Genomic DNA, 13,448 nt, shown 5'->3' on the forward strand with positions numbered 1-13,448 from the left:
CGGAGCGCAGCGCAGGGGCCGGATGCAGGAGCCAGCGGTTTTTGCCTACTTTTGCCCAAGAGCAAAAGTAGGTCGCCGTAAAGGCGAAAAGCGCCAGTGGCGCTACCGCCAGAAATGAATGCTCATGCTATCTAAAGGCCCAAGGCCCAAGGCCCAAGGCCCAAGGCCCAAGGCCCAACCCTCAAACCCAAACCCAAACCCGCGAACTCGCCACCCCCACGACCAGAACCCCCACCACCAGGTTGACCCCGACCATCCGCCGGATCCGCCCCAGCACCGATGCCCCCGTTGCCCAGTCCTCGCCCTGCACCGCCGCCCGCAATTGCGGCAGCAAAAGCGCCTGGACCCGCATGAACAACGCAAACATGACGATCCCCCCGCCGATCATCACTTGGATATAACGTGGCGCGGTCTCGAAGCCGTTGAAGCGCATGTGCAACATCCCGATACCACTGATCGCCAAGACCGCCACCGCCAGCCAGACCCATCCGAAGAAGCGTCGGAAAACTTCCACCCACAGCTTCAGCCGCGCCGGCCCCTCCAGCGCTGCAACCGTTGCCGGGCGCAGCACCAGCCAGGCGAAGAACATGCCCCCGACCCAGACCAGGGCTGCCAGGACATGCAGTGTGTAGGGCAGGGCAAAGGCAAGCATGTGGTTCTCCATGGGGCATAAAGGTCGATAGCGGGGTATGATAGCCGGCCCATGCGAAACACTGAAAATTCATCCAGCCCTTCGGGCGCCTGCAGACCATGATCAGCAACGAACTCAAAGCCACCATCCAGGGCGCCTATTCGCGTTTTCTCGAAGCCAAGAGCCTCAAGCCCCGCTACGGCCAGCGCCTGATGATCGCCGAAGTGGCCAAGGTCCTCGGCGACATCGCCTGCGACGACGAAGGGCGCCGCGCCGGTGAGCCCGCCGTGGTCGCGGTGGAGGCCGGTACCGGTACCGGCAAGACGGTCGCCTACAGCCTGGCCGCGATCCCGGCCGCCAAGGCAGCCGGCAAGCGCCTGGTGATCGCCACCGCCACCGTCGCCCTGCAGGAGCAGATCGTCTTCAAGGACCTGCCCGACCTCATGCGCAGCAGCGGCCTGAACTTCAGCTTCGCCCTGGCCAAGGGCCGCGGTCGTTACCTGTGCCTGTCCAAGCTCGACATCCTGCTGCAGGAAGGCCACGCCCAGTCGGCCACCGCCCAGCTCTTCGAGGAGGAGGGCTTTCGCATCGAGGTCGATGAAAGGAGCCAGAAGCTGTTCAACAGCATGATCGAGAAGCTCGCCGGCAACCGTTGGGACGGCGACCGTGACAGCTGGCCCGAGGCCCTGGAGGACCAGGACTGGGCACGCCTGACCACCGACCACAGCCAGTGCACCGGCCGCCACTGTCCGAACTTCCAGCAGTGCGTGTTCTACAAGGCCCGCGAGGGCATGGGCAAGGTCGACGTCATCGTCACCAACCACGACATGGTCCTGGCCGACCTGGCGCTGGGTGGCGGAGCCGTACTGCCCGACCCGCGCGACACCATGTACGTCTTCGACGAAGGCCACCATCTGCCCGACAAGGCCATCGGCCACTTCGCTCACTATTCGCGCCTGCGTTCCACCGCCGACTGGCTGGAGCAGACGGCCAAGAACCTGACCAAGCTGCTGGCCCAGCACCCGTTGCCGGGCGACTTGGGCAAGCTGATCGAACAGGTGCCGGAGCTGGCGCGGGAAGTACGCACCCAGCAGCAATTCATGTTCACCCTGTGCGAGCAGGTGGCGGACTTCCGCCCCGGCGAGGACATGGAGGGCCGCGAGCGCCCTCGCTACCGTTTCGAAGGCGGCGTGGTGCCGGAGCAGATCCGTGAGGTCGGCATCGAGCTCAAAAAAGGTTTCGCCCGCCTCAACGACCTGTTCACCCGTTTGGCCGACCTGCTCAAGGAAGGCATGGATGGCGAGGTCAACATCGGCATCGCCAGCCACCAGGCCGAAGAATGGTATCCGCTGTTCGGCAGCCTGGTGACCCGTGCCCAAGGCAACTGGGAGCTGTGGACCGCCTTTACCGCCGAAGACCCTGAAGACAGCCCGCCCATGGCTCGCTGGCTCACCTTGGCCGAGAGCGGCGTGCTATTCGATATCGAAGTCAATGCCAGCCCCATCCTGGCGGCCGAAATGCTTCGCCGCAGCCTGTGGAACGTGGCCCATGGCGCCCTGGTGACGTCCGCGACCCTGACCGCGCTGGGCAAGTTCGACCGGTTCCGCATGCGCTCGGGGCTGCCCCGCGACGCGGTCACATGCGTGGTGCCCAGCCCGTTCGTCCATGGCGACGCCGGGCTGCTGCGGGTCCCCGACCTGGGGGCCGACCCACGTGATGTGCCGGGCCACACCGCGGCGATCATCCGTGAGCTGCCGAACATGCTCGAGGAGGCCCGCGGCGCGCTGGTGCTGTTCTCCTCGCGCAAGCAGATGCAGGACGTCTTCGACGGCCTGGACCGGGACTGGCGCAAGTTGGTGCTGATCCAGGGCAACTTGTCCAAGCAGGAAACCCTGAACAAGCACAAGGCGCGGGTGGACGATGGCCAGCACAGCGTGCTGTTCGGCCTGGCGAGCTTCGCCGAAGGGGTCGACCTACCAGGTGCCTATTGCGAACACGTGGTGATCGCCAAGATCCCCTTTGCCGTGCCGGACGACCCGGTTGAAGCGGCACTGGCCGAATGGATCGAGGCCCGTGGCGGCAATCCGTTCATGGAGATCGCCGTGCCCGACGCCTCGCTGCGCCTGATCCAGGCCTGCGGCCGCCTGCTGCGGACCGAGCAGGATCGTGGCGTCATCACCTTGCTCGACCGTCGCCTGGTCACCCAGCGCTATGGCAAGGCTATCCTCAATGCGCTGCCGCCGTTCCGGCGAGAGATTTCCTGACGGGCGGAGCACGAAGCTCCGGCCCCGTTGTCTATGACCTGTCGCGGGCCCCAGTGCCCTGAAGGAGAGCTGCAACCCTATGATCCGCCGTACCCTGCCTGCCGTGTTTGCCCTGTTGCTCAGCCCGCCCTTGCTGGCTGGGCAACAGACGTTGTTCAGCTTCGTGCGCCCGGCTTCGGTGGTCAACGTGACCACCGTCGGTGCCCGTATGCCGCAGTACAACGCCGAGCAGACAGCCGAAGGCGAAGTACTGCGGCGCGTGGTGTTCGACCCCGTGCAACAGCCGACCCTGCGCCTGAGCCCGCAAAGCGGTGCCTGGGACTGGTCTGCCGGCCAGGCCCTGACCTTGCGCCTGCAAAGCGCCATGGACTGGGCCTTGACGGTGCATGTCACGGTACAGAGCAGCGACGGGCGCACCCTGACCAGCCGGGTCGACCTGCCCGCGGGGCCCGCGCAGACGGTGATGGTGCCGCTTTCGGCGCGCTCGCCCTTGAGCCAGGGCATGCGCGCAGGGCCACCCATGCCCTGGGTATACGAAGGGCAGCGCCTGTTGCTGACCAGCAGTGCCGGGGACATCGACCTCAAGCAGGTGGTCGCCGTCAGCCTGAGCATTCCCAACCCCAAAGTCGCCCAGAACCTGCTCATCGAGAAGGTCGGCATCCAGGACGACGACCAGGCGTTCAAGGCTGCCTACGAAGGTTTGCTCGATGCGTACGGCCAGTCGACCCGAGGGCGCTGGCCGGAAAAGATCGCCAATGACGAACAGCTCAAGGCCGCCGACAGCCGTGAGCGACAACAGCTAAAGGGCTGGCTCGCCGAGCGTGGCAAGCACAAGCTCGATGCCTATGGCGGCCTGCTGGCCGGGCCTGCATTCGAAGCCAAAGGCTTCTTCCGCACCGAGAAGCGCGACGGTCGCTGGTACTTGGTCACCCCGGATGGCCATCCGTTCTACTCGCTGGGTGTCAATGCCGTAGCTGCCGATGGCGGGCGAACCTATGTGCAAGGCCGCGAGGGTATGTTCAAGGCCTTGCCGGGCGAGGGCGAGCCGCTGGCCGCGTTCTATGGCCAGGGCAACAACGATGACGGCAATGCTTCGTCCCAGGGGCGTAACTTCAAGCAAGGCCGCTGGTTCGACTTCTATGCGGCGAACCTGCAGCGCACCTATGGCCAGCCATGCCCGGCAAGCCCCAAGGGCCAGCCAGCGGTCGCCTGTCCGCCAGCGACCGTGGATGCGCCACGTTGGCAGGCCCATGCCCTGGATCGCCTGCAGGCCTGGGGTTTCAATACCTTGGGCAACTGGAGCGACCCGGCGTTGGGCAAGGCCCGGCGGATGCCCTACACCTTGCCGCTGTCGATCGTCGGTGACTACACCAGCATCAGCACCGGCATGGATTGGTGGGGACGCATGCCCGACCCGTTCGACCCGCGCTTCGCCATGGCCACCGAGCGCGCCGTGGCCATTGCTGCCCGTGACCACCGTGACGACCCCTGGCTGATCGGCTACTTCGCCGACAACGAGCTGGCCTGGGCTGCGCCTGGTGATGACCCCAAGGCCCGCTACGGCCTGGCCTACGGCACCCTGCGCCTGACCACCGACGTACCCGCCAAGCGCGCCTTCCTCAAACAGTTGCGCGACAAGTACCGCAACCAGCAAGGGTTGTCCAAGGCCTGGGGCATCGACCTGCAGGCATGGGAGCTGATGGAAGACCCTGGTTTCGAAGCGCCATTGCCCAGCCCCGAGAATCCCGAAATCGAGCGCGACTACCAGCATTTCCAGCAGGTGTTCGCCGAGACCTATTTCAAGACCATTTCCGATGCCTTGAAATGGCACGCCCCCAACCACCTGCTGTTGGGGGGTCGTTACGCGGTCAGCACACCGGAGGCGGTCAAGGCCTGCGCCGAGTTCTGCGACGTGCTGAGCTTCAACTTCTATACCCTCAAGCCTGAAGACGGCTACGACTTCGCCCGCCTGGCCGAGCTGGACAAGCCGGTGCTGGTGTCGGAGTTCCAGTTCGGTTCCCGTGACCGCGGCCCGTTCTGGCCGGGGCCGCTGGAAGTCGCGCGCGAAGAGGACCGTGGGCCTGCCTACGGCACTTTCCTCAAGGCTGCCCTGGCCCAGCCGACGATCGTCGGGGCGCACTGGTTCCAGTACCTCGACCAGCCGGCCACCGGCCGCCTGCTGGATGGTGAGAACGGCCACCTCGGGTTGGTGGCCATAACCGACGTACCGTATCCCGGGTTCGTGGAGGCGGTGCGCAAAAGCAACCTGCAGGTCATGGAACACCTACGCAAGGCGCTGGAGCAGCCAGCGCAACACTAAACATGGCCGTTCGCCCCAAGCTCGCCCCACAGGCATGCCGCCCGCGAAATGCCGCGTCGCTGCGTGTGGGCGCGGGCTTGTCCCGCGATGAGGCCAAACGATGATGGTCGCCCTACACGACCATCCGGCCACATTCAGTTTGCAAATCGACCAACTACTGGAACAATGCACGACTTTGTTGAGAAAAGTCGTACGGAGAGCGGTCGGGTGCAGATCCAGGGTCACTATGAGCTGAAATTCGAGGCGGTGCGCGAGGCCTTCGCCGCTTTGTTCGACGATTCCCAGGAGCGTGGTGCGGCGTTGTGCATCCAAGTCGGCGGCGAAACCGTGGTCGACCTGTGGGCTGGTAGCGCCGACAAGGACGGCCGGGAAGCCTGGCACAGCGACACTATCGCCAACCTGTTCTCCTGCACCAAGACGTTCACCGCCGTGACGGCCCTGCAACTGGTAGGCGAGGGCAAGTTGGCCCTGGACGCCCCCGTGGCCCGCTACTGGCCTGAATTCGCCCAGGCCGGCAAGGAGGCCGTGACCCTGCGCCAACTGCTCAGCCACCGCGCCGGCCTGCCGGCCATCCGCGAGCTACTGCCGGCCGAAGCGCTGTACGATTGGCAGGTCATGGTCGATGCCCTGGCGGCCGAAGCACCCTGGTGGGCGCCCGGTACCGAGCATGGCTATGCCGCGATCACCTACGGCTGGCTGATTGGCGAGCTGATCCGCCGTGTCGACGGTCGTGGCCCGGGGGAATCCATCGTGGCGCGCACCGCCCGGCCGTTGGGCCTGGACTTCCATGTAGGCCTGGCTGACGAAGAATTCCACCGCGTGGCGCACATCGCCCGTGGCAAGGGCAACCCCGGCGATGCCGCCGCCCAGCGCCTGCTGCAGGTCACCCTGCGCGAGCCCGAGGCCTTGTCGACCCGAGCGTTCACCAACCCGCCGGCCATCCTCACCAGCACCAACAAGCCCGAATGGCGACGGATGCAACAACCAGCGGCCAATGGTCACGGCAATGCACGTAGCCTGGCAGGGTTCTATGCCGGCCTGCTCGACGGCAGCCTGCTGGAGTCGGAGCTGCTCGATGAGTTGACCCGTGAACACAGCCTCGGCCAGGACCGCACCCTGTTGACCCAGACCCGCTTCGGCCTGGGCTGCATGCTCGACCAGCCCGAAGTGGCCAATGCCACCTTCGGCCTGGGGCCGCGTGCCTTTGGTCACCCAGGCGCCGGTGGTTCGGTCGGGTTCGCCGACCCCGAGCACGACGTGGCCTTCGGTTTCGTCACCAATACCCTTGGCCCCTATGTATTGATGGACCCTCGGGCCCAGAAACTGGTGCGTGTCCTTGCCAGTTGCCTTTGATCGGGTAATGCGGGTATTGCCCGGACCCTTTGACTATCCTCAATGCCAACGCCTGGTGTGTGTGGGCAAAATCTCTTTCTAATTCATGGTGTATCGCTGATGTCTTCACATAAAACCTTAGCACTCGCCCTGTGTCTGGCCGCGACTGGTTGCGCCCAGCACTCGCAGAATGCGTCGAGCGACGCGGGCAACAGCTGGTGGCCCTTCGGCTCGGACAAAGTCGCCGAGCAGGAAGTGAAGGAGGCCGTGACCGAGAAGGTGGCCAAGGCCGACGCCAAATCCGAAAGCGCCAGCCGCTGGTGGTGGCCTTTCGGGGGCGACGACAAGCAGGCCAAGGGCCCGGTGGTGCCGAAGATCGACCAGAAGGCCACCCAGGCCTGGCTGGACGAGTACGAGCCCAAGGTGCGCGAAGCGATCAAGGGCAGCCAGTTCGAGCTCGAGCGCCGTGACAACGTACTGGCCGTGACCATCCCGGTGGATGGCTCGTACAACCCGGACCGCCCGAACATGCTGCTGCCGATGACCTTGGGCCCGATCACCCGCGTGGCCAAGACCGTTGAGACAGACCCCAAGACCGCCGTGCTGGTCCTGGGCCATGCCGACACCAGCGGTGCCGCAGCAGCCAACCAGAAGCTCAGCCTCGAGCGCGCCGCCTCGGTGTCGGCGATCTTCCGCCTCAGCGGCCTGCAGCGTGACCGCCTGACCCTCAAGGGCATGGGCTCGGTCATGCCTCGTGCTGCCAACGACAGCGCCGAAGGCCGTGCTCTGAACCGCCGTGTGGAAATGCTGCTGACCCCGCAGAACACCATGGTTGCGCTGCTGGCCAAGTACCAGCAGGCTGCACCGGCTCCAGCACCGGCCTCGATGGTCGCTGTCCAGGACAAGGCACCGGCTGCCAAGCCGGCAGTGAAGGCCGCCGCCAAGCCTGCCGCGAAAAAAACCACCGCCAAGGCCAAGGCTCCGGCCAAAACCACCGCGAAGAAGAAGGCTGCGGCAAAACCGACTGCCAAGAAGGCCACTACCGAGAAGAAAGTTGCCTCTGCCAAGACCAACTGACCGTTAAGGATACGCTGTCATGACCCAGTCCCTGGCCGATATGCGCCGCGACTACACCCGCGATGGCCTGGCCGAAGACCAGGCCCCGGGCGAGCCGTTCGCCCTGTTCCACCAATGGTTCGGCGAGGCGGTGAAGACCGAGCAGCCACCGGTGGAGGCCAATGCGATGACCCTCGCCACCGTCGATGGCGAAGGTCGTCCGCATTGCCGGGTACTGTTGCTCAAGGGGCTCGACGAGCGTGGCTTCACCTTCTTCACCAACTACGACAGCGCCAAGGGCCAGCATTTGCTGGCCAACCCCTTTGCCGCCTTGACGTTCTTCTGGCCGGCACTGGAACGCCAGGTGCGTATCGAAGGGCGGGTGGAAAAGGTCACGGCCAAGGAGTCCGACGACTACTATCAGGTGCGCCCGCTGGGCAGCCGCCTGGGGGCCTGGGCTTCGCCCCAGAGCCGGGTCATCGCCGGTCGCGAGGAACTCGAAGGGCTGGTCAAGGCCACCGAGGCGCGCTTTTCCGACACCCAACCCCATTGTCCCGAGCATTGGGGCGGGTACCGCCTGCTGCCCGAGCGCATCGAGTTCTGGCAAGGGCGGGCCAGCCGGCTGCACGACCGCCTGAACTACCGCAAGGTGGACGGCCAGTGGCTGCGTGAGCGCTTGGCGCCCTAACCTTTGTAGGCTGCGGCCTGGCGCTCGAGCCAGGCCGCCAGCTCCGTTCGCTTGATCTTCTGCCCCCGTGCCTGTGCGAGGCATTCGAGCATATAGGTGCGCTTGGCCGGGTCAGTGCCTGCCAATGACAGCGCCAGGTCCCGGTCCATCCAGCGCCGCATGCGCACGTACAGCCACCAATGGAAATACAGGCCCGCGACGGTCGTCACCACGACGATGAAGTAATCCATGGCTATCCTTGATGTCGATGAACAGGCCTGCCGCAGGTGGATGCAGGCTGTACCCAAGCTGAATAAAAACAGTTTTATACCGTATGTGTCGTGACAGTCGCCAACGCGCGGGGTCTAATGGACACCTGACTTATGGAGAGTTTCCCATGCGTAAATCCGTTTTGCTGGTGGCCAGTTTCACCACCCTGTCGCTGTTGCTCGGCGGTTGTGCGTCGAACCTGTCCGGTGACAGCTATTCCCGAGACGAGGCCCGCCGTGTACAGACCGTGCGCATGGGCACCATCGAATCCTTGCGTCCGGTGAAGATCGAAGGCACCAAGACCCCGATCGGCGGCGGTGCAGGCGCCGTGGTCGGTGGTGTGGCCGGTAGCGCCATCGGTGGCGGTCGCGGCAGCATCGTTGCCGCGGTGATCGGCGCTGTTGCCGGCGGTCTGGCAGGTTCCGCCGCCGAGGAAGGCCTGACCCGTACCCAGGGTGTGGAGATCACCGTACGTGAAGACGACGGCAGCATGCGCGCCTATGTACAGCAAGTGCAGCAGAACGAGATCTTCCGCGTCGGCGAGCGTGTTCGCATCCTGACGGTCGATGGCACCAGCCGCGTTACCCACTGATCGGCGCAGGCAAAATGAAAACCCCGACATGGCTAGGCCGGTCGGGGTTTTTTATGGCCTGGCGATCAGTTGCCCAGCGACTTGCGGCTTGCCATCGCGGTGATCCCATAGCCGAACAACGCAGCGAACAGCGAGCCGGTGAGGATGCCCATGCGGTCCATGCCGGCGAAGTCGCTGGCGCCGGGTACGAAGGCCAGGGAGCCGACGAACAGGCTCATGGTGAAGCCGATGCCGCAAAGAACGGCCACGCCCAGTACTTGTCCCCAATTCGCGCCAGAGGGCAGGGCGGCCAGGCGCAGCTTGACCGCGACCCACGTCAGGCCGAACACACCGAGCGTCTTGCCCGCCAGTAGGCCGATGGCGATGCCCAGGGGGACCGGGTGAGTGAAGCTGTCCACAGTCATGCCTGCCAGGGACACGCCGGCATTGGCGAAGGCGAACAACGGCAGGATGGCATAGGCGACCCAGGGATGCAGGGCGTGTTCGAGACGCAGCAGAGGCGACGGCTCGGCAGGCCGGGTGCGCAGCGGGATGCACAGCGCCAGGGCCACGCCGGCCAAAGTCGCATGCACACCGCTCTTGAGCACGCAGACCCACAGCACAAGCCCCACCAGCAGATAGGGCGTCAGCTTCACCACCCCGAGCCGGTTCATGGCCAGCAGCGCCAGCAGACAGGCAGCGGCCAGCATCAGCGACAGGCTCGACAGGCTGCCTGAGTAGAACAGGGCGATGATGACGATGGCGCCCAGGTCATCGATGATCGCCAGGGTCATCAGGAACAGCTTCAACGACACCGGCACCCGCTTGCCGAGCAGTGCCAGCACGCCCAATGCGAAGGCGATATCGGTGGCGGTGGGGATGGCCCAGCCGGCGATGGCGGCGGGGTTGTCGCGGTTGATGTACCAGTAGATCAGTGCCGGCACCAGCATGCCACCGATGGCAGCAGTGGCGGGTAGCACTACCTGCGAGGGCTTGGACAGGTGGCCTTCGACGACCTCGCGCTTGACCTCCAGGCCGATCAGCAGGAAGAACAGGGCCATCAGGCCATCGTTGATCCACAGGAGCAGTGGCTTGGCGATCTGCAAGGCACCGACCTGGACCGCGACCGGCACGTCGAGCAGGCCGCCATAGAGGTAGGCAAGGGGTGAATTGTTGATGATCAACGCGAGCACGGCGGCGGCGATCAGCAACAAGCCACCCGCGGCTTCCAGCTGGAGGAAACGGGAAATAAGGGTACGCACGGCCAAACGGGTCTCCATGAGCAGGTTTGGTTTGAAAAAGATAAACCCTAGCGTGGCGGCATCGGTATTGAAACCAAAACGCCCGGCGCTTTTGTCATAAGGTTTTACTGCCCGACTCGCGAAGCCTAGAGAACTTTGGGAAGGGGGATGAGGGGGTTTTTCTGATTTTTTGCGTGGTTTTTGCCACAGGGGAGGGGCACGCTGCCCCCTGTGGGAGCAGGCTCTCATAGAACAACGCATAACTATCTGATTTTGCGGGCCTTGTGGGAGCGGGCGGCGCTAGCCGCTTGTTCTCTGCGCGACAGCGCAGCCCGAAGGGCTGGGTAATCTCCCACAGGGATGATGGCTGGTTGTATGTGCTACAGCCCAGCTACTCAGCCATCGAGCCCCAGCATGTCACGGGCCACGGCTTCGGCGATGCGGATGCCATCGACGCCGGCGGAAAGAATGCCGCCTGCATAACCGGCCCCTTCACCGGCCGGATACAGGCCTTTGAGGTTGAGGCTCTGGTAGTCCGCACCCCGGGTGATGCGCACCGGCGAGGACGTGCGCGTTTCGATGCCGGTCAGCACCGCGTCGTGCAGGTTGTAGCCCTTGATCTGGCGGTCGAACGCCGGTAGGGCCTCGCGGATCGCTTCGATGGCGAAGTCCGGCAGGCTGGGTGCCAGGTCGCCCAGGGTGACGCCGGGTTTGTAGGAGGGCTCGACGCTACCCAGTTCAGTGGAGGCACGCCCCGCGACGAAATCGCCGACCAGCTGTGCCGGTGCCTGGTAGTTGCTGCCGCCCATGACATAGGCGTGGGCTTCCAGGCGCTCCTGCAGCTCGATACCGGCCAGTGGGCCGCCCGGGTAGTCGCGCTCCGGGTCGATGCCGACGACGATGCCGGAGTTGGCGTTGCGCTCGTTACGCGAATACTGGCTCATGCCGTTGGTGACGACCCGGCCTGGCTCGCTGGTGGCCGCTACCACGGTGCCGCCCGGGCACATGCAGAAGCTGTACACCGAACGACCGTTCTTGGCGTGGTACACCAGCTTGTAGTCGGCAGCGCCCAGTTTCGGGTGGCCGGCGTACTTGCCCAGGCGCGCCTTGTCGATCAGCGTCTGTGGGTGCTCGATGCGGAAACCGACCGAGAATGGCTTGGCTTCCATGTACACGCCTTTGGCATGAAGCATGCGGAACGTGTCGCGGGCACTGTGGCCCAGGGCCAGGACCACATGACGCGAATGCAGCTGTTCGCCACTCTCCAACACCACGCCGGTCAGCTGGCCGTCTTCGACCAGCAGGTCGGTGACCTTCTGCTGGAAGCGCACTTCGGCGCCCAGGGCGATCATGTCCTGGCGCATCTGTTCGACCATGCCGGTCAGGCGGAAGGTACCGATGTGCGGTTTGTTGATGTAGAGGATTTCTTCTGGCGCGCCGGCCTTGACGAATTCTTCCAGGACCTTGCGGCCGTGGTGGTTCGGGTCCTTGATCTGGCTGTACAGCTTGCCGTCGGAGAACGTCCCGGCGCCGCCTTCGCCGAACTGCACGTTGGACTCGGGATTGAGCACGCTTTTACGCCACAGGCCCCAGGTGTCCTTGGTGCGCTGGCGCACTTCCTTGCCGCGCTCGAGGATGATCGGCTTGAAGCCCATCTGCGCCAGCAACAGGCCTGCGAAGATGCCGCAGGGGCCGAAGCCGACCACGATCGGGCGCTCCTGCAGGTCGGCCGGGGCCTGGCCCACGAACTTGTAGGTCACGTCCGGGGCCGGGCCGATGTTGCGATCGTCGGCGAACTTGCGCAGCAGCTCGGCTTCGTTGCTGGTTTCCAGGTCGATGGTATAGATGAACAGCAGTTCGCTGTTCTTCTTGCGCGCGTCATAGCTGCGCTTGAACAGGGTGAAGCCGAGCAGCTGTTCATCGGTGATGCCCAGGCGTTGCACGATGGCCTCGCGCAGCGCTTCGTCGGCGTGGTCCAGGGGCAGCTTCAGTTCGGTGATTCGTAGCATGGCAGGGTCCAGTATCCCGGCCATGGGCGGCCGGCGGCTTTACACAAACCGCCAAGTATAAGCTGTTAGCCGCCTCGGCTGGAGGATAAAAGCGCCCAGGCGATCAGTTGTCGCGGGCGCCGCCGTAGTAGCCACAGCCTTGCAGGGTCTGGCCGTCGATGCGCAGTTCGGCGCGCAAGTGGCGCACGGCGCCGCTCATGCTGTCGACGCAGCGCTGTGGGGCAACCCAGAGTTCGATGTGCTGGCCGTTGGCTTCGCTGCTCAGGGTCAGGCCGCCGCCGGGCACTTCTTCTTCGAGAAAGGGCAGGGGCAGCGGGTCTTTGCCGGGGCGCTCGATGATCATGCCGTTGCCGCTGGCTTTGATCGCCCAGTCGGGTTCGTGGCCATCGGCGCGCAGGGTCAATTGCTTGAAGTTGGGGTCTTCGCAGGCGCGGGTGGAGGGTTCGAGGCGATACAGGCGCTGCACGTCGAGGCGGCCATCGTTGTCGGCCTGCTTGCTGCCGGCCAGGCGCCCACGCACATCGGCAAAGAGTTTGTCGCCTGCGTCGTCGGCTAGATTGGCGGCTTCCTGCAACAGGCCTGTGGCGCCGGCGTCATTGACCACGAAGCGGCGGGCCTCGGTGCAAGGCTTGAACAGCAGCTTGCCACCCCCGGCGCTCAGTTCGCCTTGCATGCGCAGGGTGCCGATGTTCGGGTCGGCAGGCTTGTCCGCCAGCAACTGGCAGCCCGCGAACAGAGGCAGCAGGGTGGCGAGCAGCAGGGGAGGGGTGAGGCGCATGGGCGGGCTCCAGCATTCAGCAAAATGAAGGGGCACGTTACCCAGCCTCGGAGGGGATCACAAGGTTTCTGTGGTGCTTGCACCGGCCTCATCGCGGGACAAGCCCGCTCCCACAGGCTCGCTCCGTTTTCGAATATGGCGCTGCCTCTGTGGGAGCGGGCTTGTCCCGCGATGGGGCCGGTGCAGGCGCCGCAACCAGGCAGAAAAAAGGGCCCGAACAGACTGTGTGAAAACCTAGCAATCTGCCCGGCCCTTTAAGAGAATGCTCCGTATCGAAAGATACGGAGCATTTTTCGTTATGGCTTACAT

The 13,448-nt window shown here is 64.8% G+C and carries 11 protein-coding genes; 6 read left to right on the plus strand and 5 right to left on the minus strand.

Annotated features, from left to right (window positions below; all coding sequences use genetic code 11):
* Nucleotides 1-181: 181 nt before the first annotated feature.
* Nucleotides 182-652 (minus strand): CopD family protein, encoded by a 471-nt coding sequence (locus tag IRZ56_RS22445; RefSeq protein WP_196146951.1) that lies wholly within the window; start codon nt 650-652, stop codon nt 182-184.
* Nucleotides 653-750: 98 nt separating this feature from the next.
* On the opposite strand from IRZ56_RS22445, the gene dinG reads away from it, so the two are divergent.
* From dinG to pdxH, 5 genes are all read left to right on the plus strand, one after another.
* On the plus strand, nt 751-2,895 hold the full coding sequence (dinG, locus tag IRZ56_RS22450) for an ATP-dependent DNA helicase DinG (RefSeq protein WP_196146952.1): 2,145 nt from the start codon (nt 751-753) through the stop codon (nt 2,893-2,895).
* Between the two features lie 79 nt (nt 2,896-2,974).
* Nucleotides 2,975-5,215: a beta-galactosidase gene (locus IRZ56_RS22455; protein ID WP_196146953.1), complete on the plus strand. Its 2,241-nt coding sequence runs from the start codon at nt 2,975-2,977 to the stop codon at nt 5,213-5,215.
* A gap of 207 nt (nt 5,216-5,422) precedes the next feature.
* Nucleotides 5,423-6,568, plus strand: coding sequence for a serine hydrolase domain-containing protein (locus IRZ56_RS22460; RefSeq protein WP_196146954.1), 1,146 nt, complete (start codon nt 5,423-5,425; stop codon nt 6,566-6,568).
* Nucleotides 6,569-6,667: 99 nt separating this feature from the next.
* Entirely contained in the window at nt 6,668-7,624 is a 957-nt protein-coding gene (locus IRZ56_RS22465; protein ID WP_196146955.1) for an OmpA family protein, read from the plus strand.
* A 19-nt stretch (nt 7,625-7,643) separates the two neighbouring features.
* Complete coding sequence (pdxH, locus tag IRZ56_RS22470) at nt 7,644-8,291, plus strand: pyridoxamine 5'-phosphate oxidase (protein WP_196146956.1); 648 nt, start codon at nt 7,644-7,646, stop codon at nt 8,289-8,291.
* Here pdxH and IRZ56_RS22475 read toward each other — a convergent pair.
* On the minus strand, nt 8,288-8,521 hold the full coding sequence (locus IRZ56_RS22475) for a hypothetical protein (protein WP_196146957.1): 234 nt from the start codon (nt 8,519-8,521) through the stop codon (nt 8,288-8,290). The genes pdxH and IRZ56_RS22475 overlap by 4 nt on opposite strands.
* Nucleotides 8,522-8,667: 146 nt before the next feature.
* Between IRZ56_RS22475 and IRZ56_RS22480 the strand changes: the two genes are divergently transcribed.
* Entirely contained in the window at nt 8,668-9,132 is a 465-nt protein-coding gene (locus IRZ56_RS22480) for a glycine zipper 2TM domain-containing protein (RefSeq protein WP_084856081.1), read from the plus strand.
* 65 nt (nt 9,133-9,197) lie between these two features.
* On the opposite strand, the gene nhaA is transcribed toward IRZ56_RS22480, so the two are convergent.
* The 3 genes from nhaA to IRZ56_RS22495 form a co-directional block, all read right to left on the minus strand.
* Complete coding sequence (gene nhaA, locus IRZ56_RS22485; RefSeq protein ID WP_196146958.1) at nt 9,198-10,391, minus strand: Na+/H+ antiporter NhaA; 1,194 nt, start codon at nt 10,389-10,391, stop codon at nt 9,198-9,200.
* Between the two features lie 356 nt (nt 10,392-10,747).
* Complete coding sequence (locus IRZ56_RS22490) at nt 10,748-12,361, minus strand: NAD(P)/FAD-dependent oxidoreductase (RefSeq protein WP_196146959.1); 1,614 nt, start codon at nt 12,359-12,361, stop codon at nt 10,748-10,750.
* Between the two features lie 103 nt (nt 12,362-12,464).
* Nucleotides 12,465-13,139 (minus strand): COG3650 family protein, encoded by a 675-nt coding sequence (locus tag IRZ56_RS22495; protein WP_196146960.1) that lies wholly within the window; start codon nt 13,137-13,139, stop codon nt 12,465-12,467.
* Between the last annotated feature and the right edge of the window lie 309 nt (nt 13,140-13,448).

The sequence above is a fragment of the Pseudomonas guariconensis genome (genome assembly GCF_015680235.1).
In the GTDB taxonomy this organism is placed as follows: domain Bacteria; phylum Pseudomonadota; class Gammaproteobacteria; order Pseudomonadales; family Pseudomonadaceae; genus Aquipseudomonas; species Aquipseudomonas guariconensis_A.

Coding starts and splice junctions, on each gene's coding strand:
- dinG (WP_196146952.1), top strand. CDS start 751: ATGATCAGCAACGAACTCAAAGCCACCATCCAGGGCGCCTATTCGCGT.
- nhaA (WP_196146958.1), bottom strand. CDS start 10,391: ATGGAGACCCGTTTGGCCGTGCGTACCCTTATTTCCCGTTTCCTCCAG.
- IRZ56_RS22475 (WP_196146957.1), bottom strand. CDS start 8,521: ATGGATTACTTCATCGTCGTGGTGACGACCGTCGCGGGCCTGTATTTC.
- IRZ56_RS22480 (WP_084856081.1), top strand. CDS start 8,668: ATGCGTAAATCCGTTTTGCTGGTGGCCAGTTTCACCACCCTGTCGCTG.
- pdxH (WP_196146956.1), top strand. CDS start 7,644: ATGACCCAGTCCCTGGCCGATATGCGCCGCGACTACACCCGCGATGGC.
- IRZ56_RS22465 (WP_196146955.1), top strand. CDS start 6,668: ATGTCTTCACATAAAACCTTAGCACTCGCCCTGTGTCTGGCCGCGACT.
- IRZ56_RS22495 (WP_196146960.1), bottom strand. CDS start 13,139: ATGCGCCTCACCCCTCCCCTGCTGCTCGCCACCCTGCTGCCTCTGTTC.
- IRZ56_RS22455 (WP_196146953.1), top strand. CDS start 2,975: ATGATCCGCCGTACCCTGCCTGCCGTGTTTGCCCTGTTGCTCAGCCCG.
- IRZ56_RS22445 (WP_196146951.1), bottom strand. CDS start 652: ATGCTTGCCTTTGCCCTGCCCTACACACTGCATGTCCTGGCAGCCCTG.
- IRZ56_RS22490 (WP_196146959.1), bottom strand. CDS start 12,361: ATGCTACGAATCACCGAACTGAAGCTGCCCCTGGACCACGCCGACGAA.